The 25,594-nt window shown below is 61.7% G+C and carries 24 protein-coding genes; 16 read left to right on the top strand and 8 right to left on the bottom strand.

The features are described 5' to 3' along the window. Window positions 1-125 precede the first annotated feature (125 nt). Window positions 126-1,550 (bottom strand): aspartate ammonia-lyase, encoded by a 1,425-nt coding sequence (gene aspA, locus B0E42_RS11315; RefSeq protein WP_018604702.1) that lies wholly within the window; start codon window positions 1,548-1,550, stop codon window positions 126-128. Between the two features lie 179 nt (window positions 1,551-1,729). On the opposite strand from aspA, the gene B0E42_RS11310 reads away from it, so the two are divergent. From B0E42_RS11310 to B0E42_RS11290, 5 genes are all read left to right on the top strand, one after another. Next, window positions 1,730-2,647 (top strand): LysR substrate-binding domain-containing protein, encoded by a 918-nt coding sequence (locus tag B0E42_RS11310; protein ID WP_018604704.1) that lies wholly within the window; start codon window positions 1,730-1,732, stop codon window positions 2,645-2,647. Between the two features lie 333 nt (window positions 2,648-2,980). Next, the gene (gene purE, locus B0E42_RS11305; RefSeq protein WP_018604706.1) at window positions 2,981-3,472 is read left to right on the top strand and encodes a 5-(carboxyamino)imidazole ribonucleotide mutase; all 492 of its coding nucleotides are present in this window, start codon (window positions 2,981-2,983) and stop codon (window positions 3,470-3,472) included. A 12-nt stretch (window positions 3,473-3,484) separates the two neighbouring features. Then, on the top strand, window positions 3,485-4,570 hold the full coding sequence (locus B0E42_RS11300) for a 5-(carboxyamino)imidazole ribonucleotide synthase (protein WP_018604709.1): 1,086 nt from the start codon (window positions 3,485-3,487) through the stop codon (window positions 4,568-4,570). A 102-nt stretch (window positions 4,571-4,672) separates the two neighbouring features. Then, a complete protein-coding gene (locus tag B0E42_RS11295) occupies window positions 4,673-4,918 on the top strand; it encodes a GlsB/YeaQ/YmgE family stress response membrane protein (protein WP_003196372.1) in 246 nt (81 codons plus the stop codon). An 89-nt stretch (window positions 4,919-5,007) separates the two neighbouring features. Then, window positions 5,008-5,544 (top strand): DUF3299 domain-containing protein, encoded by a 537-nt coding sequence (locus tag B0E42_RS11290; protein WP_050585389.1) that lies wholly within the window; start codon window positions 5,008-5,010, stop codon window positions 5,542-5,544. Between the two features lie 142 nt (window positions 5,545-5,686). Here B0E42_RS11290 and B0E42_RS11285 read toward each other — a convergent pair whose 3' ends face one another. Next, entirely contained in the window at window positions 5,687-6,586 is a 900-nt protein-coding gene (locus B0E42_RS11285) for a D-hexose-6-phosphate mutarotase (protein WP_077506388.1), read from the bottom strand. 57 nt (window positions 6,587-6,643) lie between these two features. Next, the gene (locus B0E42_RS11280) at window positions 6,644-7,048 is read right to left on the bottom strand and encodes an acyl-CoA thioesterase (protein WP_003177184.1); all 405 of its coding nucleotides are present in this window, start codon (window positions 7,046-7,048) and stop codon (window positions 6,644-6,646) included. Between the two features lie 377 nt (window positions 7,049-7,425). Here B0E42_RS11280 and B0E42_RS11275 point away from each other — a divergent pair, with 377 nt between their 5' ends. The 8 genes from B0E42_RS11275 to B0E42_RS11240 all read left to right on the top strand — a co-directional run bounded on the left by B0E42_RS11275 (window position 7,426) and on the right by B0E42_RS11240 (window position 18,209). After that, window positions 7,426-8,724 (top strand): MFS transporter, encoded by a 1,299-nt coding sequence (locus tag B0E42_RS11275; protein ID WP_018609979.1) that lies wholly within the window; start codon window positions 7,426-7,428, stop codon window positions 8,722-8,724. Between the two features lie 238 nt (window positions 8,725-8,962). Next, window positions 8,963-9,961 (top strand): phosphate ABC transporter substrate-binding protein PstS family protein, encoded by a 999-nt coding sequence (locus B0E42_RS11270; RefSeq protein ID WP_018609977.1) that lies wholly within the window; start codon window positions 8,963-8,965, stop codon window positions 9,959-9,961. 153 nt (window positions 9,962-10,114) lie between these two features. Further along, on the top strand, window positions 10,115-12,400 hold the full coding sequence (locus B0E42_RS11265; RefSeq protein WP_077506387.1) for an ABC transporter permease subunit: 2,286 nt from the start codon (window positions 10,115-10,117) through the stop codon (window positions 12,398-12,400). A gap of 15 nt (window positions 12,401-12,415) precedes the next feature. Beyond that, window positions 12,416-14,086 carry a phosphate ABC transporter permease PstA gene (gene pstA, locus B0E42_RS11260; RefSeq protein WP_018609972.1) on the top strand — a complete coding sequence of 557 codons (1,671 nt, stop codon included), beginning with the start codon at window positions 12,416-12,418 and terminating at the stop codon, window positions 14,084-14,086. A 175-nt stretch (window positions 14,087-14,261) separates the two neighbouring features. Continuing rightward, the gene (pstB, locus tag B0E42_RS11255) at window positions 14,262-15,095 is read left to right on the top strand and encodes a phosphate ABC transporter ATP-binding protein PstB (RefSeq protein WP_014335891.1); all 834 of its coding nucleotides are present in this window, start codon (window positions 14,262-14,264) and stop codon (window positions 15,093-15,095) included. A 97-nt stretch (window positions 15,096-15,192) separates the two neighbouring features. Then, window positions 15,193-15,954: a phosphate signaling complex protein PhoU gene (gene phoU / locus B0E42_RS11250; protein WP_018609970.1), complete on the top strand. Its 762-nt coding sequence runs from the start codon at window positions 15,193-15,195 to the stop codon at window positions 15,952-15,954. Window positions 15,955-16,121: 167 nt separating this feature from the next. After that, window positions 16,122-17,072 (top strand): response regulator, encoded by a 951-nt coding sequence (locus B0E42_RS11245; RefSeq protein ID WP_077506386.1) that lies wholly within the window; start codon window positions 16,122-16,124, stop codon window positions 17,070-17,072. A 240-nt stretch (window positions 17,073-17,312) separates the two neighbouring features. Beyond that, window positions 17,313-18,209, top strand: coding sequence for a M23 family metallopeptidase (locus B0E42_RS11240; RefSeq protein ID WP_077506385.1), 897 nt, complete (start codon window positions 17,313-17,315; stop codon window positions 18,207-18,209). Between the two features lie 163 nt (window positions 18,210-18,372). On the opposite strand, the gene B0E42_RS11235 is transcribed toward B0E42_RS11240, so the two are convergent. The 3 genes from B0E42_RS11235 to phoB all read right to left on the bottom strand — a co-directional run bounded on the left by B0E42_RS11235 (window position 18,373) and on the right by phoB (window position 21,884). Beyond that, complete coding sequence (locus B0E42_RS11235) at window positions 18,373-19,713, bottom strand: hemolysin family protein (protein WP_014335895.1); 1,341 nt, start codon at window positions 19,711-19,713, stop codon at window positions 18,373-18,375. A gap of 113 nt (window positions 19,714-19,826) precedes the next feature. Continuing rightward, window positions 19,827-21,113 (bottom strand): phosphate regulon sensor histidine kinase PhoR, encoded by a 1,287-nt coding sequence (gene phoR / locus B0E42_RS11230; RefSeq protein WP_256578287.1) that lies wholly within the window; start codon window positions 21,111-21,113, stop codon window positions 19,827-19,829. Between the two features lie 81 nt (window positions 21,114-21,194). Further along, a complete protein-coding gene (gene phoB, locus B0E42_RS11225) occupies window positions 21,195-21,884 on the bottom strand; it encodes a phosphate regulon transcriptional regulator PhoB (protein WP_003177195.1) in 690 nt (229 codons plus the stop codon). 152 nt (window positions 21,885-22,036) lie between these two features. Between phoB and B0E42_RS11220 the strand changes: the two genes are divergently transcribed. Continuing rightward, the gene (locus B0E42_RS11220; protein WP_077506383.1) at window positions 22,037-22,417 is read left to right on the top strand and encodes a hypothetical protein; all 381 of its coding nucleotides are present in this window, start codon (window positions 22,037-22,039) and stop codon (window positions 22,415-22,417) included. Between the two features lie 163 nt (window positions 22,418-22,580). On the opposite strand, the gene ubiA is transcribed toward B0E42_RS11220, so the two are convergent. Together ubiA and B0E42_RS11205 are read right to left on the bottom strand one after the other, a co-directional pair. After that, the gene (gene ubiA, locus B0E42_RS11210; protein ID WP_018609961.1) at window positions 22,581-23,471 is read right to left on the bottom strand and encodes a 4-hydroxybenzoate octaprenyltransferase; all 891 of its coding nucleotides are present in this window, start codon (window positions 23,469-23,471) and stop codon (window positions 22,581-22,583) included. Next, window positions 23,471-24,034, bottom strand: coding sequence for a chorismate lyase (locus tag B0E42_RS11205; protein ID WP_033062741.1), 564 nt, complete (start codon window positions 24,032-24,034; stop codon window positions 23,471-23,473). Before B0E42_RS11205 ends, ubiA begins: the two co-directional genes overlap by 1 nt. 176 nt (window positions 24,035-24,210) lie before the next feature. Here B0E42_RS11205 and B0E42_RS11200 point away from each other — a divergent pair, with 176 nt between their 5' ends. Both B0E42_RS11200 and B0E42_RS11195 read left to right on the top strand, forming a co-directional pair. Continuing rightward, the gene (locus tag B0E42_RS11200) at window positions 24,211-24,378 is read left to right on the top strand and encodes a rubredoxin (RefSeq protein WP_003177199.1); all 168 of its coding nucleotides are present in this window, start codon (window positions 24,211-24,213) and stop codon (window positions 24,376-24,378) included. A gap of 41 nt (window positions 24,379-24,419) precedes the next feature. Next, the gene (locus tag B0E42_RS11195) at window positions 24,420-25,568 is read left to right on the top strand and encodes an NAD(P)/FAD-dependent oxidoreductase (protein ID WP_077506396.1); all 1,149 of its coding nucleotides are present in this window, start codon (window positions 24,420-24,422) and stop codon (window positions 25,566-25,568) included. Window positions 25,569-25,594: the final 26 nt, after the last annotated feature.

The raw sequence follows: 25,594 nt of genomic DNA, 5'->3' as shown, positions 1-25,594 counted from the left end.
CCTTCCCACAGATTCAGTCATCCTTTGCTGCTATCAATTAAAAAAAGGGCTTGGGGAAGATCCCCAAGCCCTCAAAAGGTGAGAGGTGTCTAGTCCCTCGACCTGGTGAGCGGTGTTCGTGTCGATCACGCTTTGAGCGGTACCAGACGCGGAGCAATCATGTTTTCCGGGCGCAGGATGTCGTCGAGCATGGCGTCGTCGAGCAAGCCTTCTTCGCGCACCAGTTCCAGCACGCCGCGGCCACTTTCCAGGGCAATACGGGCGATGCGGGTGGCGTTTTCATAGCCGATGTAAGGGTTCAAGGCGGTGACCAGGCCGATCGAGTGCTCGACCAGTTCACGGCAGCGCGCTTCGTTGGCGGTGATGCCGACGATGCAGTGCTCGCGCAGCATGTCCATGGCCCGTTGCAGCAGGCGGATCGAGTCGAAGATCTTGAAGGCGATCAGCGGTTCCATCACGTTCAGTTGCAGTTGGCCGCCTTCGGCCGCGATGGTCAGGGCCAGGTCGTTGCCAATGATCTGGAAGGCCACCTGGTTGACCGCTTCGGGGATCACCGGGTTGACCTTGCCGGGCATGATCGAGCTGCCTGGCTGGCGAGCCGGCAGGTTGATTTCGTTGATGCCGGTGCGCGGGCCGCTGGACAGCAGGCGCAGGTCGTTGCAGATCTTCGACAGCTTGACCGCAGTGCGCTTGAGCATGCCGGAGAACAGCACGAAGGCGCCCATGTCGGAGGTGGCTTCGATCAGGTCGGCGGCCGGAACCAGCGGCTGGCCGCTGATGGTTGCCAGGCGCTGTACGGCCAGGGCCTGGTAGCGCGGGTCGGCGTTGATGCCGGTGCCGATGGCGGTGCCGCCCAGGTTCACTTCAGTGAGCAGTTCAGGCGCCAGGGTTTTGAGGCGCGCCAGGTCTTCGCTCAGGGTGGTGGCGAAGGCGCGGAATTCCTGGCCAAGGGTCATCGGCACGGCGTCTTGCAGCTGGGTGCGGCCCATTTTCAGGACGTGGCTGAATTCTTCACCTTTGACCGCGAATGCCTGGATCAGGCTGTCGAGGCTGGCCAGCAACGCGTCGTGGCCCAGCAGCAGACCCAGGCGGATCGCGGTTGGGTAGGCGTCGTTGGTGGACTGCGCCATGTTCACGTCGTTGTTGGGGTGCAGGTACTGGTACTCGCCTTTCTGGTGGCCCATGGCCTCCAGCGCGATGTTGGCGATGACTTCGTTGGCATTCATGTTGGTCGACGTGCCAGCGCCGCCCTGGATCATGTCCACCACGAATTCTTCGTGGAAGTCGCCGCGGATCAATCGTGCACAGGCTTCACTGATGGCGGCGTGCTTGGCTTCGCTGAGCTGGCCCAGTTCGCGGTTGGCGTCAGCGGCGGCCTGTTTGACCATTGCCAGACCGACCACCAGCTTAGGGTAATGCGAGATCGGGACGCCGGAGAGACGGAAGTTGTTTACCGCTCGTAGGGTCTGGATGCCGTAATACGCTTGCGCCGGTACTTCGAGTACGCCAAGCAGGTCTTTTTCTGTGCGGAATGATGCAGCGGAGGACATGATGGAAATCATCTCGATAAGGACCCGGTCTGAGCCGGAACGCTGCGAATCCTAGGCTCTGGAAAAAAATAGGGCCAATGCTGTTAAGCACTGGCCTATGCATATTCGGCATAATGTCGGTGTGACGTCGGCGGTGCGACGAACGTGTGACCTGTTTTGGTGCGTTTAAGGGAGGCGTGATGAATCTTGAAAGCAAATGGCTTGAGGACTTCAGTGCCCTGGCCGCTACCCGCAGTTTCTCCCAGGCGGCCGAGCGGCGTTTCGTGACCCAACCGGCCTTCAGCCGGCGAATCCGCAGCCTCGAGGCGGCGCTGGGGCTGACCCTGGTCAACCGTTCGCGCACGCCGGTCGAGCTGACGGCGGCGGGGCAGTTGTTCCTGGTGACGGCGCGCACGGTGGTCGAGCAACTGGGTGAAGTGCTGCGTCATTTGCATCACCTGGAAGGTGGACAGGGCGAAGTCATCCAAGTGGCCGCTGCCCACTCCCTGGCGCTGGGCTTTTTCCCGCGCTGGATCGCGCAATTGCGCAACGAAGGGATGAACATCGCCACGCGGCTGGTGGCGACCAACGTCGGCGATGCCGTCCACGCCTTGCGTGAAGGGGGCTGCGACCTGATGCTGGCCTTCTACGATCCGGATTCGGCCATGCAGATGGACCCGGAGATTTTCCCGTCGCTGCACCTGGGCCAGACCGAGATGCTCCCGGTGTGCGCCGCCGATGCCGATGGCAAGCCGCTGTTCGACCCTGAAGGCGAGGCCAGCGTGCCGCTGCTGGCCTACAGCGCCGGGGCGTTCCTCGGGCGTTCGGTCAACCAGTTGCTGCGCCAGCGGGCGCTGCGGTTCACCACGATCTACGAGACGGCCATGGCCGACAGCCTGAAAAGCATGGCCCTGGAAGGCCTGGGCATCGCCTGGGTGCCGCACCTGAGCGTACGCGCCGAACTGGCCCGGGGCGAACTGGTGATCTGCGGCGGCCCGCAATGGCACGTGCCGTTGGAGATCCGCCTGTACCGCTGCGCCTTGGTGCGCAAGGCCAATGTGCGGTTGTTGTGGCGCAAGCTCGAAGGCGGCGTGGCGCAGGGTGCCATCGGGTCCTGAAACCCACGCAGAACCCCTGTGGGAGCGGGCTTGCTCGCGAATGCGGTGTGTCAGTCGCCACCTTCTTAACTGACACACCGCATTCGCGAGCAAGCCCGCTCCCACAAGGGATCAGCGCTGTTCCCTCGCTGACCTGCGAGTCAATAAAACCGCCACTTCACCACAAATGACAGATGGTCGGCGAAAGTGCGTTTAACGCACCATTTTCGGTATACTGCCCGGCCTTCGGTCGGTTCGCCCGGCCATAATTCGTACAACAAGCCACGCCGGTTTCCTGCGTGGCTTGTTGTTTTTTGACGCGCCTGCGGGCGCCCAGAGAGAAGAGGCACGACGATGAGTGCACTGGTTGGCGTGATCATGGGCTCCAAGTCCGATTGGTCCACCCTTAGCCACACCGCCGATATGCTGGAAAAGCTCGGCATCCCTTACGAGGTGAAAGTGGTCTCCGCCCACCGTACCCCGGACCTGCTGTTCCAGTACGCCGAAGAGGCCGAGGCGCGTGGCATCGAGGTGATCATCGCCGGTGCCGGTGGCGCCGCCCATTTGCCAGGCATGTGTGCGGCCAAGACCCACCTGCCGGTGCTGGGCGTGCCGGTCCAGTCTGCGATGCTCTCGGGTGTCGATTCGTTGCTGTCGATCGTGCAGATGCCGGCCGGCATCCCGGTCGCGACCCTGGCCATCGGCAAGGCTGGCGCGATCAACGCGGCCCTGCTGTCGGCGAGCATCCTGGGCGCCAAGCACCCACAATTTCATACCGTGCTGAAAAAATTCCGCGCTGAGCAGACAGACAGCGTCCTGGACAATCCAGACCCACGCATTGCCTGAGGTTGTTGACGAATGAAGATCGGTGTAATCGGTGGCGGCCAGTTGGGTCGCATGTTGGCCCTGGCAGGTACACCGCTGGGGATGAACTTCGCTTTCCTGGACCCGGCGCCGGACGCCTGCGCCGCGGCACTGGGTGAACACCTGCGGGCCGACTACGGCGACCAGGATCACCTGCGTCAATTGGCTGATGAAGTTGACCTGGTGACCTTCGAGTTCGAAAGCGTCCCGGCCGAAACCGTGGCCTTCCTGTCCCAGTTCGTCCCGGTCTACCCGAGCGCCGAAGCCTTGCGGATCGCCCGTGACCGCTGGTTCGAAAAGAACATGTTCAAGGACCTGGGCATTCCCACGCCAGCCTTCGCCGACATTCAGTCCCAGGCCGACCTGGACGCTGCCGTCGCTGCCATCGGCCTGCCCGCCGTGCTCAAGACCCGCACCCTGGGTTACGACGGCAAGGGCCAGAAAGTCCTGCGCAAGCCTGAAGACGTGGTCGGTACGTTCGCCGAACTCGGCAGCGTGGCCTGCCTGCTGGAAGGCTTCGTGCCATTCACCGGGGAAGTCTCGCTGATCGCCGTGCGTGCCCGTGACGGTGAGATCCGTTTCTACCCGCTGGTGCACAACACTCACAAGGACGGCATCCTCAAGCTGTCCGTCGCCAGCACCGACCATCCGTTGCAGGCCCTGGCCGAAGACTATTCCAGCCGGGTGCTCAAGCAGCTCGATTATGTCGGCGTGATGGCGTTCGAGTTCTTTGAAGTGGACGGCGGCCTCAAGGCCAACGAAATCGCCCCTCGGGTCCACAACTCCGGGCACTGGACCACCGAAGGCGCCGAGTGCAGCCAGTTCGAAAACCACCTGCGGGCGGTGGCCGGGCTGCCACTGGGGTCGACCGCCAAGGTCGGTGAAAGCGCCATGCTCAACTTCATCGGCAAGGTGCCGGACAGCGAGAAAGTCCTGTCGATCGCTGACTGCCATCTGCATCACTATGGCAAGGCGTTCAAGGTCGGGCGCAAGGTCGGCCACGCCAACCTGCGCTGTGCTGACCGGGCCACGCTGGCCCAGCAGATCATCAAGGTCGAGACGCTGATCGCCGAACAATAATCTGGGGCGCCGGTGGAACCATTCGTCGGCTAATCTCTCTCATGGCTAAGTGCCAAAGCCTGACCGGGCTTTGGCTGAGTGACTCAACCAGAGGGCAATGCCATGGGAATCATCGGAACCATTTTTATCGGCTTGATCGTTGGCCTGCTGGCACGCTTCCTGAAACCGGGCGATGACAGCATGGGCTGGATCATGACCATCCTGCTCGGTATCGGCGGTTCGTTGGCGGCCACTTACGGCGGCCAGGCCCTGGGCATCTACCAGGCCGGCCAAGGTGCTGGTTTCATCGGGGCCCTGGTGGGCGCGGTGGTATTGCTGGTGATCTACGGCCTGATCAAAAGAAACTGATTCAAATGCAATAAAGCCCTCTCTGCCTGGCGCGCAGAGGGGGCTAGAATGCTCGGCGGTTCACTTTCCACTCATTGCCGAGCCCTTTCATGCGCCGTCTAGTGTTGACCCTTCTTCTGCTGGGCAGTGGCCTGGCCCATGCCGCCGAGCTGCCGGAAACCGACTGGCTCGAACTGATGCCCAAGTCGGACCAGAAAGCCCTCGAGGCCATGCCCGAGATCGACCACGACTCCCCCGAAGCCAACGGCACCTTCACCGAAAAAGGCGGCCTGAAGCAAAGCAAAGGCTTGCCGGCGGTGATGTATTCGACCAAGACCGTGGCGGCCATGAATGACAAGCACATCCGCATCGGCGGTTACCCGGTGCCGCTGGAAACCGACGCCAAGGGCCGCAGCACGCTGTTTTTCCTGGTGCCCTACCCCGGCGCCTGCATCCACGTCCCGCCACCGCCGCCTAACCAGTTGGTGCTGGTGCGCTTTCCCAAGGGCCTGAAGCTGGACGACATCTACACACCGCTGTGGGTGACGGGCACGTTGAAGATCGAAAAGGTCGACAATGATCTGGCGAGTGCGGCGTATGCGCTGGAGGCGGAGAAGGTGCGGGTGGTGCAGGAGGCTGATTTGTAATAGGCCGCAGATATGGCGTAGATCCAAATGTGGGAGCGGGCTTGCTCGCGAAGGCGGCGTGTCAGTCAAATGAGTATCAACTGATACACCGCCTTCGCGAGCAAGCCCGCTCCCACAGTCGATTTTATGGTGTGGCTTAGACTTAGAGCGGCTTGCTGCAGAGGCTCACGCCCAGGGTATGGCTGGCTTCTGGCAACAACGTCACCACATCGTCCATCACATTGGCCGTCTCGATGCACAGCATGCGCTGCCAGCCATCGTCGGCCATGTCACTGAAGGCCTTGGCGCGTTCGGTCCAGGGGTTCCAGATCACCGCCGAGCGCGAACCACTGCTGGTCAGCTCGATCCGGCGTTCCCACAGCGGGTCAATGATGCTCAGCTTCGGTGGGGTATCGAGGTAGATGCGGTCGGTCTCGCCGGCAAAGTGCAGGTTGCCGGCCTGGGTGACGGTTTTCCAGTCGTCCAGGGTCTCGATATAGCTCAAGCCATCCACCCCTTCGACCTGCACGTTGCGCACGTCGCTCACGGCAAAGTAGCTGTGCAGCGCCTGGCTGAGGCTGACGGTTTCGCTGCCACGGTTATGGCTGGTGAGGCGGATGTGCAGTTGCTCGTCCATCACGATGGTCAGCGTCAGGTCGACCTGATGAGGCCAGCCGGGGAGGCCGTTCTCGGGGTAGGGCAGCACGAATTCCACCTTGAGGCTTTCGCCTTCGGCTTCGATGCCCTTCAACGACCAATCCATCGCCCGCACCAGGCCGTGGGCGGTGGCCGGGTCGTTGCTCACGCGCATGGCCTGTACGCTGTCGGGGTTGCGCGTCAGGTTGCCGAACCACGGCCAGCACACCGGCACGCCCGCGCGGATGCTCTTGCCGGCCTTGAAGGTGGCCTGGTCGTTGAGCCAGATCAGCGGCGGCTGGCCGTCCACTTGATAGCTGAGGATATGCGCGCCTTGTTGGGCCACCAGCAACTCGGCCTGACCGTGGCGGATGCGCCAGGCGTTCAGTTCATCCAGTTTGACGGCTTCGACGTTGGGCGTAGGCATGTTGCAAATCTCGCTCGGGAACAGGGACTGCAATGGACCGCAAAACGGCCGTCGTGTTTAACGGGCGCGCGGCGGAACCGAGCGGGTGCGACCGCTGCCGTCGATGGCGACGAAGACAAATACCGCCTCGGTCACCTTGCGCCATTCACTGGACAGCGGGTCGTCGCTCCAGACTTCGACCATCATCTGGATCGAACTGCGGCCGATTTCCAGCGCCTGGGTATAAAAGGAAAGCTGCGCGCCCACTGCCACCGGCACGAGGAACGCCATGCGATCGATCGCCACGGTGGCCACGCGTCCGCCGGCCACTTTGCTGGCCATGGCGGTGCCGGCCAGATCCATCTGGGACACCAGCCAGCCGCCGAAAATATCGCCGAAGCCGTTGGTCTCGCGAGGGAGCGCGGTGATTTGCAGGGCCAGGTCGCCTTGCGGGATTGGATCTTCTTGTTCGAGCTCTATCATGCCGGGGGTGCCTCTGACCCGTAACGCTGTCTTGTACTTCAGGTGAATAGCCGTCTTTGTAAAAAACGATTCAGCCCGAACATACTGCGTTCGTCACGTTTTTCGTAAAGGCGTGCCAAAGGGAAACTCTGCGAAACCGGCTGGTTCTGGTACTACACCACCAACGACGTTTTCGCACAGCAACCCCTTACAGAGTACTGCAAGGTTGCGAGTATATCGGGCGATAGACGTCGAGACGACCACTCGGTTCTGATTTTGACTATCAAATACGCACCTCTATGTGCTTTTTTGAACAATTTGCTATCGTGCCGGACCTGCCCAGGCCCCCAACCCGTGTTAACAGGGTTGCAGAACCAACTATAAGAGAAGTCCTTGCCATGACCACTGCGCCTTCGAGCACGGCGACGCCCGCACAACCGGCACGTCCACTGACCCGCAACGATTACAAGACCCTGTCGCTTTCTGCCTTGGGTGGTGCGCTGGAGTTCTACGATTTCATCATTTTCGTGTTCTTTGCCACCGTGGTCGGCAAATTGTTCTTCCCTGCCGAAATGCCTGAGTGGCTGCGCTTGATGCAGACGTTCGGCATTTTTGCCGCCGGTTACCTGGCCCGGCCGCTGGGCGGGATCGTCATGGCCCACTTCGGCGACCTGCTGGGGCGCAAGAAGATGTTCACCCTGAGCATTTTCATGATGGCGGTGCCGACCCTGATCATGGGCCTGCTGCCCACTTATGCGCAGATCGGCATGTGGGCGCCCATCCTGCTGTTGCTGATGCGGGTGATCCAGGGCGCGGCCATCGGCGGAGAAGTGCCGGGCGCCTGGGTATTCGTTTCCGAACACGTTCCGGCGCGCCACATCGGCTATGCCTGCGGCACGCTGACTTGCGGCCTGACGGCGGGAATTTTGTTGGGTTCGCTGGTCGCCACGGCGATCAACAGCATTTATACACCCGTGGAAGTGGCCGATTACGCCTGGCGGATCCCGTTCCTGCTGGGTGGCGTGTTCGGGCTGTTTTCGGTGTACCTGCGCCGCTGGTTGCACGAAACCCCAGTGTTCGCCGAGCTGCAACTGCGCAAGGCCCTGGCCGAGGAAGTGCCGCTGCGGGCCGTGCTGCGTGATCATCGCGGCGCCATCGCCATTTCCATGCTGTTGACCTGGCTGCTGTCGGCCGGCGTCATTGTGGTCATCCTGATGACACCGACTGTGCTGCAGACGGTGTACCACTTCAGTCCGACCACCGCGCTGCAGGCCAACAGCCTGGCGATCGTGTTCCTGAGTTTCGGTTGCATCGGTGCGGGTGTGCTGGCCGACCGTTTTGGCGCCGGCCGGGTGTTTGTCTTCGGCAGCGGTTTGCTGTTGATCACCTTCTGGACCTTCTACCACTGCCTGTTCGATCACCCCGAGTGGCTGTTCCCGCTGTATGCCTTGAGTGGCTTGCTGGTGGGTACCATCGGCGCGGTGCCCTATGTGATGGTCAATGCCTTCCCGGCCGTGGTGCGTTTCAGCGGCCTGTCATTTTCCTACAACCTGGCCTATGCAATCTTCGGCGGGTTGACGCCGATGATCGTGACCCTGCTGTTGAAAGAGAGCTCGATGGGGCCGGCGTATTACGTGGCGGCCATCTGCGGGATCGGGATTGTGGTGGGCGGTTATCTTTGGAAGAAGGGGCGCTAAGCCCGGACTATTTCATCACTGTGCTGGCCCCTTCGCGAGCAGGCTCGCTCCCACATGGTTTTGCATGCAGCGCAATTCCCTTGTGGGAGCGAGCCTGCTCGCGAAGAGGGCGTCACGAATCATTTTGTAAAACTCGATACTGGCCTTTCATCCAATTGTCATATTTCAGCCATAGAGTGTTCACACGGCTTACCGATACTTGGCCGACTTAACACACCCTATCTGCTAGGAGTAAGGCATGAAACTGAAGCGTTTGATGGCGGCAATGACTTTTGTCGCTGCTGGCGTTGCGACTGCCAACGCGGTGGCCGCTGTTGACCCTGCGATCCCGAGCTACACCAAGACCACTGGTGTATCGGGCAACCTGTCCAGCGTCGGCTCCGATACCCTGGCCAACCTGATGACCTTGTGGGCTGAGAACTACAAGAAAGAATACCCGAACGTAAACATCCAGATTCAGGCTGCCGGTTCTTCCACCGCGCCACCCGCGCTCACCGAAGGCACCTCCAACCTGGGCCCGATGAGCCGCAAGATGAAGGACAACGAGCTGCAGGCTTTCGAAACCAAATACGGTTACAAGCCTACCGCCATCCCGGTTGCCGTGGACGCCCTGGCGGTATTCGTACACAAGGACAACCCGATCAAAGGCCTGACCATGGCTCAGGTTGATGCGATTTTCTCCTCCACTCGTCTGTGCGGCGCCAAGGCTGACGTCAAGACCTGGGGCGACCTGGGCGTGACCGGTGACCTGGCCAACAAGCCAGTCCAGTTGTTCGGTCGTAACTCGGTGTCCGGCACCTACGGCTACTTCAAAGAAGAAGCCCTGTGCAAAGGTGACTACAAGTCCAACGTCAATGAACAGCCTGGCTCGGCCTCGGTTGTACAGTCGATCAGCAGCTCGCTCAACGGCGTTGGCTACTCGGGTATCGGCTACAAGACCGCCAGCGTGAAAACCGTTGCCCTGGCCAAGAAAGAAGGTGGCGAGTTCATCGAAGACACCGAAGAAAACGCCCTGAACGGCAAGTACCCGCTGTCGCGCTTCCTCTACGTTTACGTCAACAAGGCACCGAACAAGCCTCTGGCCCCGCTGGAAGCCGAGTTCGTGAAGCTGATCCTGTCCAAGCAAGGCCAGGAAGTCGTGGTCAAGGACGGCTACATCCCGCTGCCAGCCAAAGTAGCCGCCAAGGCACTGGCTGACCTGGGTCTGCAAGAAGGCGGCAACGTCGCCAAGAAGTAATACCTGAGCCCGGGCCAACGCCCGGACTCCTGTGGGAGTGAAGGTTGCTCCCACAACCCAAATTCCTGTCCGCTGCCGCTTTCTGCTGGCGGCGGATTTGTTGCGTCACTGCATTGTCATCTTTCTGTCATACAGGATCGCTAGGGTGTGCGCATGAATGATCTGGCCAATTCCACAATGACTACGACTTCCCCTCCCAAGCGCATTGACTTCAATACGCCTGAGCTGCAACGCAAGCGCCGCATTCGCGCGCTCAAGGATCGCCTGACCCGCTGGTACGTGCTGGTCGGCGGCCTCGCCGTCCTCGCCGCCATTACGTTGATCTTCTTCTTCCTGGCCTACGTCGTGCTGCCCCTGTTCCAGGGCGCGGACCTGGAGGCCAAGGACTCGATCACCCCGGCCTGGATGCAAGATGCCGGCAAGCCGCTGATGATCGCCATCGAAGAACAGAACCAAGTGGCCATGCGGGTTTCCGACAAGGGCCAGGCGCTGTTCTACGACCTCGACAGCGGTGCCGAACTGCGCCGCGTCGACCTGCCGATTCCGGCTGGCGCCAGCGTGACGGCCATTGGCGAAGACCAGCCCGGCAGCCCACTGGTGGCGATCGGCCTGTCCAACGGCCAGGCTTTGGTATTCCGTCACACCTATAAGGTCAGCTACCCGGACGGCAAGAAAACCATCTCGCCCGCCGTCGAATATCCTTACGGCGAGACGCCGATCGCGTTGAACGAACAGGGCTTGGCCCTGGAACATGTCAGCCTCAACGCCACCGATTCGACCCTGCTGCTGGCCGGTTCCAGCGGTGCCCAGCTGCAAGTGCTGTCGCTCACCAGCGAAGAAAACATGATGACCGGTGAGGTCACCAGCGAGCAGACGCGTATCGACCTGCCGCAGATGACTGAGCCGGTGAAGAACATCTTCGTCGACCCGCGCCAGCAATGGCTGTATGTGGTCAACGGACGTGCCCAGGCCGATGTGTTCAGCCTGCGGGACAAGAGCCTCAATGGCCGCTACAAACTGCTCGAGAACGCCGACGCCCAAGTCACCGCCGCCACCCAGCTGGTGGGCGGGATTTCGCTGATCATCGGCGACTCCAAGGGCGGCCTGGCCCAGTGGTTCATGGCCCGTGATCCGGACGGCGAGTTGCGCTTCAAACAGATTCGTACCTTCCAGATGGGCAGCACGCCCATCGTCGAGATCAGCGCCGAAGAACGTCGCAAAGGCTTTGTTGCGCTCGACGCCGCCGGCAAGCTTGGCGTGTTCCACAGCACCGCCCACCGTACTCTGCTGGTGGACCAGGTGGTCGACGGCCAGGGCCTGTTCGGCATATCGCCACGGGCCAACCGCCTGATCGTTGAACAGGGCGGCAAGCTGCAACCCTTGACGCTGGACAATCCGCACCCGGAAGTGTCGTGGAGCGCGTTGTGGAGCAAGGTCTGGTACGAAAACTACGACGAACCCAAGTACGTCTGGCAATCGACCGCCGCCAACACCGACTTCGAACCCAAGATGAGTCTTTCGCCGCTGACCTTTGGCACCCTGAAAGCGGCGTTCTACGCGATGTTGCTGGCTGCGCCGCTGGCCATTGCCGCCGCGATCTACACCGCCTACTTCATGGCCCCGGGCATGCGCCGCAAGGTCAAACCGGTGATCGAGCTGATGGAAGCGATGCCGACGGTGATCCTCGGGTTCTTCGCCGGCCTGTTCCTGGCGCCGTACGTCGAAGGGCACCTGCCGGGTATTTTCAGCCTGCTGATGTTGCTGCCAATTGGCATCCTGGTCGCCGGTTTCGTCTTCAGCCGGCTGCCGGAATCCATTCGCCTGAGAGTGCCGGACGGCTGGGAAAGCGCCCTGCTGATCCCGGTGATCCTGTTCGTGGGCTGGCTCTCGCTGTACATGAGCCCGTACATGGAAGCCTGGTTCTTCGGCGGCGACATGCGCATGTGGATCTCCCATGACCTGGGCATCACCTACGACCAGCGCAACGCCCTGGTGGTCGGCCTGGCGATGGGTTTCGCGGTGATCCCGAACATCTACTCCATCGCCGAAGACGCCGTGTTCAGCGTGCCGCGCGGCTTGACCCTGGGCTCCCTGGCCCTCGGTGCCACGCCGTGGCAGACCATGACCCGCGTGGTGATCCTCACCGCCAGCCCCGGCATCTTCTCGGCGCTGATGATCGGCATGGGCCGTGCGGTGGGCGAGACCATGATCGTGCTGATGGCCACCGGTAACACGCCGGTCATGGAAATGAACCTGTTCGAAGGCCTGCGCACCCTGGCGGCCAACGTGGCGGTGGAGATGCCTGAGTCGGAAGTCGGCGGCAGCCATTACCGCGTGCTGTTCCTGTCGGCCCTGGTGCTGCTGTTGTTCACCTTCGTCATGAACACCCTCGCCGAGCTGATCCGTCAGCGTCTGCGCAAGAAATATTCGTCGCTTTAACAAAGGTAGAAGTCTGTGAAACAGAACTCCCTGAAAGGATGGTTCAAGAGCGGCGCCCCCGGCGTCTGGATCAGCGGCGGCGCGGTGTCCATCGCGGTCATCATGACCATTGGCCTGCTGGCGGTGATCGCCGTGCGCGGCCTGGGCCACTTCTGGCCGGCGGACCTGGTCCACGCTAGCTACAACGTGCCGGGAATGCCTGCGCACCTGGTGGTCGGCGAAGTCGTGCAGAAGGAAGAAGTGCCTCGTGAGCGCCTGAAAAGCGCTGGCCTGCCGGTGCCCGACGAAGGCCCCGAGTTCATGACCCGCGAACTGATCAAGGTTGGCAACCGGGACCTGAACGGCACCGACTTCACCTGGATCGTTGGCGACTGGCTGACCAACCAGACCACGCCGCCGGAGCTGATGGCCATCGAGCGTCGTGAGTGGGGCAACTTCTACGGCTACCTGGTCAACGTCAAGGAAGACGGCAAGGTCATCGCCGAAGGCGAGGCCGCCTGGCCGCAACTGCAGGCTCGCGTAGAGCGCGTCAACCAGTTGGCCTCCGAGCTCAAGACCCTGGAAAAAGTCGACATCGGTGCAATCAACGCCGGCCTGGAACGCATCCGTCTGCACGGTCGCAAACTGGAACTGGACGGCAAGCTCGACGCTTCTGCCCAGGCGGACCTGGAAAGCGAGCGTGCCGAACTCAATGCCCGCTACAAGGATATCGAAGCGCGCCTGGCCGACCTGCATGCGCAGTTCAATCGCGACAGCCTGACCGCCCGCGATGCCAACGGCAAGGAAGTGGAAATCGAAATCGGCAAAGTGGTGCACGCCTACCAGCCAAACGGCATGGGGACGTTCACCAAGATGGGTTTCTACGTCAGCAAGGTCTGGGAATTCCTCAGCGACGACCCGCGTGAAGCCAACACTGAAGGTGGCATCTTCCCGGCGATTTTCGGCACCGTGATGATGACCCTGATCATGGCGATGATCGTGACGCCGTTCGGCGTGCTGGCGGCGGTCTACCTACGTGAATACGCCCGCCAAGGCCCGATGACCCGCCTGATCCGCATCGCGGTGAACAACCTGGCGGGTGTTCCGGCCATCGTCTACGGTGTGTTTGGCCTGGGCTTCTTCGTCTACGTGCTGGGTGGTTCGGTTGACCGCCTGTTCTTCCCCGAGGCCTTGCCGGCGCCGACCTTCGGCACCCCGGGCCTGCTTTGGGCATCCCTGACCCTGGCGCTGCTGGCGGTGCCGGTGGTGATCGTGGCCACCGAGGAAGGCCTGGCGCGGATCCCGCGTACCGTGCGCGAAGGCTCCCTGGCCCTCGGCGCGACCAAGGCCGAGACCCTGTGGAAAATCGTCCTGCCCATGGCGAGCCCGGCGATGATGACCGGCATGATCCTCGCCGTGGCCCGTGCTGCCGGTGAAGTGGCGCCGTTGATGCTGGTAGGCGTGGTGAAACTGGCGCCGTCGCTACCGCTGGACGGCAACTACCCGTACCTGCACCTGGACCAGAAGATCATGCACCTGGGCTTCCATATCTATGACGTGGGCTTCCAGAGCCCGAACGTCGAAGCGGCGCGACCGCTGGTGTACGCCACGGCGCTGCTGCTGGTGCTGGTGATCGCCACGCTCAACCTGTCGGCGGTGTGGATCCGTAACCACCTGCGCGAGAAGTACAAGGCACTGGATAGTTGATTGCACATTGATTTTCTGTGGGAGCGAGCCTGCTCGCGATGGCATCACCTCGGTTCAAAGCCAGACCGAGTCGCCTGAATCGCGAGCAGGCTCGCTCCCACACAGACACATACACAGATTGGCATGGCCGCTCAGTGGCCAACCGAACCGAATTTGTTAGCACAGGGAGCCTCCCATGCAACACGAAGCACACACACACGGCATCAACATGTCGGCCCTGGGCCGCGACAAGCAGAGCCTGGACCTGGCTCAGGAAACCGTCGCCATCGAAGTGCCCGGCCTGAACCTGTTCTACGGCGACAAGCAGGCGCTGTATGACGTCAGCCTGAATATCCCGAAACAGCGCGTCACCGCGTTCATCGGCCCGTCGGGCTGCGGCAAGTCGACCTTGCTGCGCACCTTCAACCGCATGAACGACCTGGTGGACGGCTGCCGTGTCGAAGGGGAAATCAACCTCTACGGCAACAACATCTACCGCAAGGGCGAAGACGTGGCCGAGTTGCGTCGTCGCGTGGGCATGGTGTTCCAGAAGCCCAACCCGTTCCCGAAAACCATCTACGAGAACGTGGTCTACGGCTTGCGCATCCAGGGCATCAACAAGAAGCGCATCCTCGACGAAGCCGTGGAATGGGCCCTCAAGGGCGCGGCGCTGTGGGATGAGGTCAAGGACCGTCTGCATGAATCGGCCCTCGGTCTGTCCGGCGGTCAGCAGCAGCGTCTGGTGATCGCCCGCACCATCGCCGTGGAGCCGGAAGTGCTGCTGCTCGACGAACCTTGCTCGGCCCTGGACCCGATCTCGACGCTGAAAGTCGAAGAACTGATCTACGAGCTCAAGTCCAAGTTCACCATCGTCATCGTGACCCACAACATGCAACAGGCGGCGCGGGTTTCCGACTACACGGCGTTCATGTACATGGGCAAACTGGTGGAATTCGGCGACACCGATACCCTGTTCACCAATCCGGCCAAGAAACAGACCGAGGACTACATCACCGGTCGTTACGGCTAGTCGAGGCTGCTGCATAGCCGCACTGCGCTATCAGGATCAACATTTAACTGCTTGAAGCTTGCAGCTTGAAGCTTGCAACTTTCGCGGAGCGAACAAGATGATTTCGAAGGAAGGCCTTACTCACCACATTTCCGCACAGTTCAACGCTGAGCTTGAGGAAGTGCGCAGTCACTTGCTGGCCATGGGCGGGCTGGTGGAAAAGCAGGTCAACGACGCGGTGACCGCGCTGATCGAGGCCGACTCCGGCCTGGCCCAGCAGGTGCGTGAAATCGATGACCAGATCAACCAGATGGAGCGCAACATCGACGAGGAGTGCCTGCGTATCCTGGCCCGTCGACAGCCGGCGGCTTCTGACCTGCGCCTGATCATCAGCATCTCCAAGTCGGTGATCGATCTTGAGCGAATCGGCGACGAAGCCACCAAGATCGCCCGTCGTGCCATTCAGTTGTGCGAAGAAGGCGAGGCGCCGCGCGGTTACGTCGAGGTTCGCCACATTGGCGACCAGGTGCGCAACATGGTCCGCGATGCACTGGACGCCTTTGCCCGCTTCGACGCCGACCTGGCACTGTCGGTGGCCCAGTACGACAAGATCATCGACCGCGAATACAAGACCGCCCTGCGCGAGCTGGCGACTTACATGATGGAAGATCCGCGCTCTATCTCGCGGGTGTTGAGCATCATCTGGGTGCTGCGTTCTCTGGAGCGTATCGGCGATCATGCGCGCAACATCTCGGAACTTGTCATCTACCTGGTGCGCGGCACCGATGTGCGGCATCTGGGGCTCAAGCGCATGAAGGAAGAAGTTGAGGGCACCCCGTCCGAAACTGCTAATGTTCCGGGCGAAACTGACGATAAGTAAGATTGCCAAGAAAAGCGCCCGGCCTTCTGGTCGGGCTTTTTTTTGGGTTTTTTTTAATCGAAAGCAGCACCCCGCGAACGAAAAGTCCCGGCGTGACTGAAGGTTTTTGGCAATGTGCCATCAGTAAAAGCGGTATGCTTGCCGGGATTTTTTAGAGGTGTATCTGGATGAGTAAGGTCAGTGTGTTGGTCGTGGACGATGCTTCGTTCATTCGTGACCTGGTGAAGAAGTGCCTGCGCAACTACTTCCCGGGCGTGCGCATCGAAGACGCGGTGAACGGCAAGAAAGCCCAGGCCCTGCTGGCTCGAGAGGCGTTCGACCTGGTGCTGTGCGATTGGGAAATGCCGGAAATGTCCGGCCTGGAACTGCTGACCTGGTGCCGCCAGCAGGACAACCTCAAGGGCATGCCGTTCGTGATGGTCACCAGCCGCGGCGACAAGGAAAACGTGGTCCAGGCGATCCAGGCCGGCGTCTCCGGTTATGTCAGCAAGCCGTTCACCAACGAGCAGCTGCTGACCAAGGTCAAGCAGGCCCTGCATAAGGTCGGCAAGCTCGACACGCTGATGAACAGTGCCCCGACCAAGATGAACTCGGCGTTCGGCAATGACTCCCTAAGCGCCCTGACGGGCGGCAAGGCTGCGGTGGCGGCGGTCGCTTCGGCGCCTGTGGTGAATCCTTTTGCCAAGCCGGCTGCTGCCCCCGCTCCCGCCGCTGCTACCCCGGCCCGTGGCCTGCTCAACAGCCCACCCGTCAAGGCACCGGTAGCCGCCGCTTCGACGACCAACCGTGGCCAAGGCCAGTTGCGCCTGTCCAGCGGCACCCAGCAATGCGTGATCAAGGCCCTGAGCCTCAAGGAAGCGCTGCTGGTGGTCAAGCGCAGCGAGACCCTGCCACAAGTGCTCGAAAGCGCAGTGCTGGACATGGAGCAGGGCGACAACGCCGAAACCGCGCGTCTCAACGGCTACCTGCACGCCATCGTCGCCCATGAGCAGACGCCCGACAGCGAGTGGCTGCAATTGACGTTCCGCTTCGTCGACAAAGACCCGCAGAAACTCGACTACATCTCCCGCCTGATCGCCCGCGGCACCGCGCAGAAGCACTTCGTACCTGGCGCCTGATTCGGCGGCGCCCTTGAGTCCGCTATCGCGAGCAGGCTCGCTCCCACAGTGATCTCAGTTGTCCACAAAATTTGTGTCCACAACAGATCTAGTGTGGGAGCGAGCCTGCTCGCGATGGGGCCATCGGTCTCGACACAGCCTCATCTGCCCACCCATTTTGAAACATCCGTCGACTACGCTGGTCCATCCCAGCTGCTAGGCTGCTGTGCAGGCCTTCATTTTTCGACAGAACCCTTACCCATGCTCGCACCCCTGCTGTTTGCCTGTGGTCTTGTCCTGGCCTCCACCTCGGCCGTGGCCATGACGATCTACAAATCCACCGATGCCAATGGCGTGGTGTCCTATAGCGACCGCCCCAGCAAGGGCGCCCAGGTGTTCGTGTTCCGCGACCGCATGGTCGAGCGCCTGGAGCGACAGGTATTCCTCGATATCAAGAAACAGAACGGCGCGGACGCGGTGTTCGTGCGCAACGATTTGTATGCGCCGGTGGAGATCGAGTTGAGTTTCGCCGGGCTGCGCAACGTCAGCGGGGCGCCGAGCCGGCCGATTCGTCGGGTACTGCCGGCACGCAGCAACCTGCGCCTGGCGCTGCTCACGGCCACTGCGCCCGGGAGGCCGCTGGTCTACACCCCAAGGTTCGAATATTCCCTGGGCGACCCCGCAGGCGCGGCACAGGCCTATCAGTACCCGTTGCCGTGGCGTGGCGGGCCGTTCCGGCTGAGCCAGGGTGCCAACGGCCAGTACAGCCATTACGGCCCGAAGAACCGCTACGCCATGGACATTGCCATGCCCGTGGGCACGCCGATCATCGCGGCGCGGGGTGGCGTGGTCATCAAGACCGAAAACGAGCAGACCGGTCGTGGGGACGACCCTTCGGGCAACTTCGTGCGGGTGCTGCACGATGACGGGACCATGGGCGTCTACCTGCACTTGCAGAAAGGCTCGGTGAGCGTACGGGAAGGGCAGCGGGTCGGGGTGGGCGCGCCGTTGGCGTTGTCGGGCAATACCGGCAACAGCTCAGGCCCGCACCTGCATTTCGTGGTGCAGCGCAATACCGGCTTGGGGCTGGTGTCGATTCCCTACCAGTTCAATCAACCGGTGGGCGACCTGCCCAACTTTGCGGTGGGCAAGCAGTAGCTTCTGCAGATGCGAAGGAGCTTTTGTGGTGGAGGGATTTATCTGTGGGAGCAAGGCTTGCCCGCGATGAAAGCGACTCGGTCTTTCAGAATCGAGTCGCCTGTATCGCGAGCAAGCTTTGCTCCCACAGCTTTGCCACCGGCTCGCCGGAACGGGCTGATACTCAATCGAGCATCAACACCTTCGCCAGGATGATCTTCGGCCCTTTCATCTTCTTGATGATGATCCGCAGGCCTTCGACTTCCAGTACTTCTTCCTCTTCCGGCACGCGCTTGAGGGTTTCATAGACCAGCCCGGCCAGGGTTTCGGCTTCGATGTGGTCCAGGTCGATCCCCAGCAGGCGCTCTACCTTGAACAGCGGCGTATCACCGCGTACCAGCAGCTTGCCCGGCTGGTAGGCCAGGATGCCGCGTTCGGCCTTGCGGTGTTCGTCCTGGATGTCGCCCACCAGCACTTCCAGCACGTCTTCCATGGTCAGGTAGCCGATGATGTTGCCGTCGGCTTCCTCGACCAGGGCGAAGTGCGAGCCGCCCTTGCGGAACTGCTCCAGCAATTGCGACAGCGGCATGTGCCGCGACACGCGCTCCAGCGGCCGGGTCAGTTCGGCCAGGTTGAACGACTCGGGAATGTGATCCAGGGCCGCCAGTTCCAGCAGCAGGTCCTTGATGTGCAGCAGGCCGACGAACTCCTGGCGCTCGCTGTCATACACCGGGTAACGGCTGAACTTGTGGCGACGGAACATCGCCAGGATTTCCTTGAGCGGCGCGTTGAACTCCAGCGTCACCAGGTCCTCCCGGGAGTTGGCCCAGTCCACCACTTCCAGCTCGCCCATTTCCACGGCCGAGGCCAGCACGCGCATGCCTTGGTCGCTCGGGTCCTGGCCACGGCTGGAGTGCAGGATCAGCTTCAGTTCTTCGCGGCTGTAATGGTGTTCGTGATGCGGGCCGGGCTCGCCTTGGCCGGCGATGCGCAAAATGGCGTTGGCGCTGGCGTTGAGCAGGTAGATCGCCGGGTACATGGCCCAGTAGAACAGGTACAGCGGCACGGCGGTCCACAGCGACAGCAGCTCGGGTTTGCGAATGGCCCAGGATTTGGGCGCCAGTTCACCGACCACGATGTGCAGGTACGAAATGATGAAGAACGCGGTGAAGAACGACACGCCCTTGATCACTTCCGGCGACTGTACGCCGACAGCGCCCAGCAGCGGCTCGAGGATGTGGGCGAACGCCGGCTCACCGACCCAGCCCAGCCCCAGGGAGGCCAGGGTGATACCCAACTGGCACGCCGACAGGTAGGCGTCGAGCTGGCTATGAACGGTGCGCAGGATGTGCCCGCGCCAGCCGTTCTGCTCGGCAATGGCTTCGACCCGGGTCGAGCGCAACTTGACCATGGCGAATTCGGCCGCAACGAAAAAACCGTTGAGCAAAACCAGGATCAGAGCAAAAAGAATCATGCCGAATTCGGCGAAGAGTGTAACGAGGGACAAGCCAGGGGAAGGGTCCATGATGGAGTTTTGCGGGTTCCGTATAGTCGTAGGAATTGAAAGTGAGCGCCTGAAAAGGCAGGCGCAAGTCAGCCAATGTAGCGGCTGACTCGGCGATTGCCTAGGGGGCGGGCTTAATCAGCGGGGCGGGCGAGGCGTGCGCGAACCACCTGGGTCGGAGCGAAATGGCAGGTAAAGGTGCTGCCATGGCCGGGTACGCTGCTGATTTCCATGCGGGCGCGGTGGCGCAGCAGGACGTGTTTGACGATGGCCAGGCCCAGCCCGGTACCCCCGGTATTGGAGTTGCGGCTGGAGTCGACGCGGTAGAAACGTTCGGTCAGGCGCGGCAGGTGCTTGCTGTCGATGCCAATGCCTGAATCGCGCACGCTCAGGTGCGCGCCTTGCTCATCGCCCCACCAGCGCACATGGATGCGGCCTTGCTCCGGCGTGTACTTGACCGCGTTGAACACCAGGTTGGAAAACGCACTGCGCAGTTCCGCCTCGCTGCCTTTGAGCTGCACGGCCGGGTCGGCCTCCAGGGTGATGGTCTGCTGCTTGGGGCCGGACAGTTCCTGCGCATCTTCGACAATGATTTGCAGCAGGTCGTCGATGGGCACTGGCTGGTTGTCCGACGGGTAGTCGGTGGCTTCCAGCTTCGCCAGCAGCAACAAGTCGTTGAGCAGGGTCTGCATGCGCCCGCTTTGCTGGTGCATCTGTTGCAAGGCCCGGCTCCAGCGCGGGTTCACCTCCTCGACGTTGTCGAGCAGGGTTTCCAGATAACCACAGATCACCGTCAACGGCGTGCGCAGTTCGTGGGAAACGTTGGCGATGAAGTCCTTGCGCATCTGTTCCAGCTGATGGATACGCGTGACGTCGCGCACCAGCATCAAGTGCTCATTGTTGCCATAGCGAGTGATGTACAGCTGGATGCGTAGCCGATCATTGGTGGGCGAAGGGATCTCCAGCGGCTCGGCGTAATTGGCCTGCTCGAAATATTCCTTGAAGCGCGGATGACGCACCAGGTTGGTCACCGGCTGGCCGCTGTCCTGTGGCGTCTTGAGGCCCAGCAGGGTCTCGGCGGCGCGGTTCCACCACTCCAGGTTGCCGTCGCTGTCGAGCATGATCACCGCGTCTTTCAGCGCGGCGGTGGACTCCTGGACCCGGTCGATCACCGCCTGCAGGCGCCCGCGAACGCGCTGGTCGCGCCGTTGCAGGTGGTAGATGCTGTCGAACACCTCACCCCACAGGCCATAGCCGTCGGGCGGCGCTTCGTCGGGTTGGTGCAGGCGCAGCCATTCATGCAGGCGCAGCAATTGCTTGAGTGTCCAGGCCAGGTAAAGCCCCAGGCCCGCGGCCAGGCTCCAACCGTAATAACCACTGATCAGGCCGATCAGCAAACAGCCGGTCACCAGCAACAACATGTGGCGAATCAGGGTGCCATGCCAGTTTTGGTTCACGTGACGCGCGTCCTTGTCAGCTTTGTCGGGCGGTAAGGGCTCGGATCAGGCCTTGGTCGAAAAACGATAACCGGTGCCGCGCACGGTTTGTACCAGATTTTCATAGGCATCGCCGAGGGCCTTGCGCAGGCGCCGGATATGCACGTCCACGGTGCGCTCCTCGACATAGACGTTGCCGCCCCAGACCTGGTCCAACAGTTGGCCGCGGGTGTAGGCACGTTCCTGGTGAGTCATGAAAAATTGCAGCAAGCGGTATTCGGTCGGGCCCATTTCGGCGGGTTTGCCGTCGATGGTCACGCGATGGCTGATCGGGTCGAGCAGCAGGCCACCGACTTCGATGGGGGCTTCGCCATCCGTCGGTCCGGCGCGTCGCAGCACGGCTTTCAGACGCGCCACCAGCTCCCGTGGGGAAAACGGCTTGGTGATGTAGTCGTCGGCGCCGACTTCCAGGCCCTGGATCTTGTTGTCCTCTTCGCCCTTGGCGGTGAGCATGATGATCGGAATATCGCCGGTCAGCTCGTCGCGCTTGAGCCGCCGCGCCAGTTCGATGCCCGAAGTGCCGGGCAGCATCCAGTCCAGCAGGATCAGGTCGGGCTTGCGGTCGACGATGATGGCGTGGGCCTGTTGAGAGTTTTCTGCTTCCATGCAGTCATAGCCGGCCATCTCCAACGCAACGGCGATCATCTCGCGGATGGGCGCCTCGTCGTCGACGATCAGAATGCTCCTGCCAACCATGGGGTAATCCTCTTGTCATTTAACTGTCTTGCGCCGCATTAGATAACGGAATTATTGCAGTCGTGTGACAGTTATTTCGGGGGGCGGCGGTGAAAGGGATCCTGGACTAAGCTTCTCAGTCCGAATTCTGACAACTACAAAGGAAGGTTTCCATGAAACAAATGACTGTTTCTTTCAAAGCCCTGCTGATGGCTGCTGCCCTGACGCTGCCTGGATTGGCGATGGCAGCCGATCCTGCGATGGAAAAGGACGGTATGTTCACCGACCATAAGGGCATGACGCTTTACACCTTCGCCAAGGACTCGGCCGGCAAGTCGGCGTGCAATGACAAGTGTGCAGCCAATTGGCCACCGCTGATGGCTGAGGCGGGTGATAAATCCATGGGTGACTGGACCGTGATCAAGCGTGATGATGACTCAATGCAGTGGGCCTATCAGGGTATGCCGCTGTATACCTTCGTGATGGACAAGAAGGCCGGAGACATGACTGGCGACGGCAAAATGGACGGTGCCTGGAAGGTCGCCAAGCCCTGACTGAAATATTTCCACCAAGGTAACGACAGATCATCTGTGGCGAGGGGGTTTATGTGGGAGCAAAGCTTGCTCGCGAAACAGGCACCTCGATTTCTAAGAGACCGCAGCGCCTTCATCGCGGGCAAGCCTTGCTCCCACATAAATTCCCTCGCCACAAGGGGAATCAACGCAACGCGTAATCCAGCACAATCCCCACGAAAATCGCCAACCCGGCCCAGTGGTTGTGCAGGAACGCCTTGAAGCAGCGCATCCGGTCCCGGTCACGGGTGTACCAGAACTCCCAGGCGAAGCATGCGGCAGCGGCCACCAGCCCCAGGTGGAACCAGCCGCCGAGTTGGAATTTCGACCCGGCCAGCAGCAGGCAGCCCAAGGCCAGGCCTTGCAACGTCAGGATGATCACCCGGTCGGCATCGCCAAACAGGATCGCCGTGGACTTCACGCCAATGCGCAGGTCATCGTCCCGGTCGGTCATCGCGTAATAGGTGTCGTAGCCCACCGTCCACAGCAGGTTGGCGATGTACAGCAACCAGGCGGCGGCCGGCAGATGACCGGTTTCGGCGGTGAACGCCATCGGCATGCCCCAGGAGAACGCCGCGCCCAGGACCACTTGCGGGTAGTAGGTATAGCGCTTCATGAACGGGTAACTGAACGCCAGCGCCAGGCCACCGAGGGAGAGCAGGATAGTCGGAGCGTTGGTGCACAGCACCAGCAGGAAACTCACGCTCATCAGCACGGCGAAGAACACCAGCGCCTCTTTCGAACTGATCTTGCCGCTCACCAGCGGGCGCTGCTCGGTGCGCTTGACGTGACCGTCCACCTTGCGGTCGGCCCAGTCATTGATCACACAGCCGCCAGCGCGGGTCAGCACCACGCCGAGGACGAAGATCACCACGTTGGCGATGGACGGTGAGCCTTCACCGGCAATCCACAGCGCCCACAACGTCGGCCACAGCAGCAGGTAGATGCCAATGGGCTTGTCCATACGGGTCAGTTGCACGAAGTCCCACGCCCGTGGATTCAGGCGATTCAAGGATTTGAGCAGTTGCACGTACATCAGAAGTTCTCCGAATAGGCGCGGGCGACGGTCCACAGGCGCGGCAGAAAAATTTCCGCCACCAGCACGCTCAACGCACCGCGGTCGAAACGTGAGCGGCGACCCCACAGCCCGCTGGCGCGCACTTCTTCCGGCAACCCGGCGTCGGGGTAATGGCAGACCTCGATGGCTCGGCGCTGGAATGCCTGGTCGCAAAACAGCAACTCCCCCAGGGAACGGCTACCCAGTTCGTCCATCTGCAAGCCGTCACCCTGCAAGGCGCTGCGCGCCGCCACACTGCGGGCGAACACCCAAGGCTGGTCGCGGCCGCGCAGATATACCTCGCGCACCCAGCCCTCGCTGCCCTCGGCCAGGTCCAGAGCCGCGCATTCGTCGGTGCGCAATGGCTGCCAGCCTTCGAACAACGGCGTTACGCTGAAATGGCCGTCCGACAGACGTGTGAGGCGCCGGGTCAGGGAGCCTTCGTCGAACAGCCAGTCGAGGACACCCGCATCGGGCCGGGGCGACAGCAGGGGCTGGGGCAGCCATTGGAGTGTTGGAAATATCGAATTTGTATGCGGCACAGAGGTCTTGAATGGCAGCAAATGAGGCCGCGAGCTTACCATGTCGGTCGCCGGTTTTGACTGGCCCGGCCGCCTGCCCGGCTGATCGTGCTTGCATCTGTCGCGACCGATCAGTACAAAACGGCCCTGAGCCGGAAAATACCGGCCAAGGCCTGACATCTTGAGGAAGTATTGGAATGAAGAAGTGGCAATGTATCGTCTGCGGCCTGATCTACAACGAAGCTGACGGCTGGCCGGATGATGGCATCGCGCCCGGCACTCGCTGGGAGGACGTACCGGCAGACTGGCTGTGCCCGGACTGCGGCGTCGGCAAAATGGATTTCGAAATGATCGAAATCAACTGATCGTTCCTCACCTGCATGGAGAGCATCAAATGGAGAGCAACATGAGTGCACCTGTCGTCATCGTCGGTACTGGGCTGGCCGGTTACAACCTGGCCCGGGAGTTTCGCAAGCTCGATAGCGAAACCCCGTTGCTGCTGATCACCGCGGACGACGGTCGCTCGTATTCCAAGCCGATGCTCTCCACAGGTTTTGGAAAAAACAAGGATGCCGACGGCCTGAGCATGGCCGAACCGGGCGCGATGGCCGAGCAACTCAAGGCCGAAGTACGCACCCACACCCGTATCAGCGGCATCGATCCGGGCCACAAACGGCTGTGGATCGGCGAAGAAGCGGTGAACTACCGTGACCTGATCCTGGCCTGGGGCGCCGAAATCGTGCGCGTACCGGTGCAGGGCGATGCGGCGGAGCTGATTTTCCCGATCAACGACCTGGAAGACTATGCACGCTTCAGGGCCGCGGCCACCGGCAAGCGCCGGGTGTTGTTGCTCGGCGCTGGCCTGATCGGCTGCGAGTTCGCCAACGACCTGAGCCTGGGTGGCTACGAAGTGCAGCTGGTGGCGCCGTGCGAGCAAGTCATGCCGACGCTGTTGCACCCGGCCGCTGCCGCAGCGGTCCAGGCTGGGCTGGAAGGCCTTGGCGCGCGTTTCCACCTGGGCCCGGTGCTCAACCGCTTGCAGAAGGTCGCCGACGGGCTGGAGGCGCACCTGTCCGACGGCCAGGTGATCGCCTGCGACCTGGTGGTTTCGGCCATCGGCCTGCGCCCACGCATCGATCTGGCAGCCGCGGCGGGCCTGGTGGTCAACCGCGGCGTCGTGGTCGACCGCCACCTGAAAACCTCCCACGCCAACATTTACGCCCTGGGTGACTGCGCCGAGGTCGACGGCTTGAACCTGCTGTATGTCATGCCGCTGATGAGCTGTGCCCGCGCCCTGGCCCAGACCCTGGCCGGCAAGCCGACGGCCGTCAGCTACGGCGCCATGCCGATTACCGTAAAAACTCCGGTGTGCCCACTGGTGGTGTCGCCACCCCCGCGAGGCAGCGAGGGCGTGTGGAGTGTCGAAGGGCAGGGCGCGGATATCAAGGCACTATGCCGCGACGCTCAAGGCAATCTGCTGGGCTACGCGCTGACAGGTGCGGCGGTGATGGAGAAACTGGCACTGAACAAGGAACTTCCACCCCTGCTGGCGTAAATACTGGTCGTTCTGTCGCAAAAACC

Source organism: Pseudomonas sp. A25(2017) (assembly GCF_002001065.1).
Taxonomy (GTDB): Bacteria; Pseudomonadota; Gammaproteobacteria; order Pseudomonadales; family Pseudomonadaceae; genus Aquipseudomonas; species Aquipseudomonas kilonensis.
Note: the sequence above shows the minus strand (reverse complement) of the source record. Positions and strands in the feature narration are given on the sequence as shown.

Coding starts and splice junctions, on each gene's coding strand:
- aspA (WP_018604702.1), bottom strand. CDS start 1,550: ATGTCCTCCGCTGCATCATTCCGCACAGAAAAAGACCTGCTTGGCGTA.
- B0E42_RS11310 (WP_018604704.1), top strand. CDS start 1,730: ATGAATCTTGAAAGCAAATGGCTTGAGGACTTCAGTGCCCTGGCCGCT.
- purE (WP_018604706.1), top strand. CDS start 2,981: ATGAGTGCACTGGTTGGCGTGATCATGGGCTCCAAGTCCGATTGGTCC.
- B0E42_RS11300 (WP_018604709.1), top strand. CDS start 3,485: ATGAAGATCGGTGTAATCGGTGGCGGCCAGTTGGGTCGCATGTTGGCC.
- B0E42_RS11295 (WP_003196372.1), top strand. CDS start 4,673: ATGGGAATCATCGGAACCATTTTTATCGGCTTGATCGTTGGCCTGCTG.
- B0E42_RS11290 (WP_050585389.1), top strand. CDS start 5,008: ATGCGCCGTCTAGTGTTGACCCTTCTTCTGCTGGGCAGTGGCCTGGCC.
- B0E42_RS11285 (WP_077506388.1), bottom strand. CDS start 6,586: ATGCCTACGCCCAACGTCGAAGCCGTCAAACTGGATGAACTGAACGCC.
- B0E42_RS11280 (WP_003177184.1), bottom strand. CDS start 7,048: ATGATAGAGCTCGAACAAGAAGATCCAATCCCGCAAGGCGACCTGGCC.
- B0E42_RS11275 (WP_018609979.1), top strand. CDS start 7,426: ATGACCACTGCGCCTTCGAGCACGGCGACGCCCGCACAACCGGCACGT.
- B0E42_RS11270 (WP_018609977.1), top strand. CDS start 8,963: ATGAAACTGAAGCGTTTGATGGCGGCAATGACTTTTGTCGCTGCTGGC.
- B0E42_RS11265 (WP_077506387.1), top strand. CDS start 10,115: ATGAATGATCTGGCCAATTCCACAATGACTACGACTTCCCCTCCCAAG.
- pstB (WP_014335891.1), top strand. CDS start 14,262: ATGCAACACGAAGCACACACACACGGCATCAACATGTCGGCCCTGGGC.
- phoU (WP_018609970.1), top strand. CDS start 15,193: ATGATTTCGAAGGAAGGCCTTACTCACCACATTTCCGCACAGTTCAAC.
- B0E42_RS11245 (WP_077506386.1), top strand. CDS start 16,122: ATGAGTAAGGTCAGTGTGTTGGTCGTGGACGATGCTTCGTTCATTCGT.
- B0E42_RS11240 (WP_077506385.1), top strand. CDS start 17,313: ATGCTCGCACCCCTGCTGTTTGCCTGTGGTCTTGTCCTGGCCTCCACC.
- B0E42_RS11235 (WP_014335895.1), bottom strand. CDS start 19,713: ATGGACCCTTCCCCTGGCTTGTCCCTCGTTACACTCTTCGCCGAATTC.
- phoR (WP_256578287.1), bottom strand. CDS start 21,113: ATGTTGTTGCTGGTGACCGGCTGTTTGCTGATCGGCCTGATCAGTGGT.
- phoB (WP_003177195.1), bottom strand. CDS start 21,884: ATGGTTGGCAGGAGCATTCTGATCGTCGACGACGAGGCGCCCATCCGC.
- B0E42_RS11220 (WP_077506383.1), top strand. CDS start 22,037: ATGAAACAAATGACTGTTTCTTTCAAAGCCCTGCTGATGGCTGCTGCC.
- ubiA (WP_018609961.1), bottom strand. CDS start 23,471: ATGTACGTGCAACTGCTCAAATCCTTGAATCGCCTGAATCCACGGGCG.
- B0E42_RS11200 (WP_003177199.1), top strand. CDS start 24,211: ATGAAGAAGTGGCAATGTATCGTCTGCGGCCTGATCTACAACGAAGCT.
- B0E42_RS11195 (WP_077506396.1), top strand. CDS start 24,420: ATGAGTGCACCTGTCGTCATCGTCGGTACTGGGCTGGCCGGTTACAAC.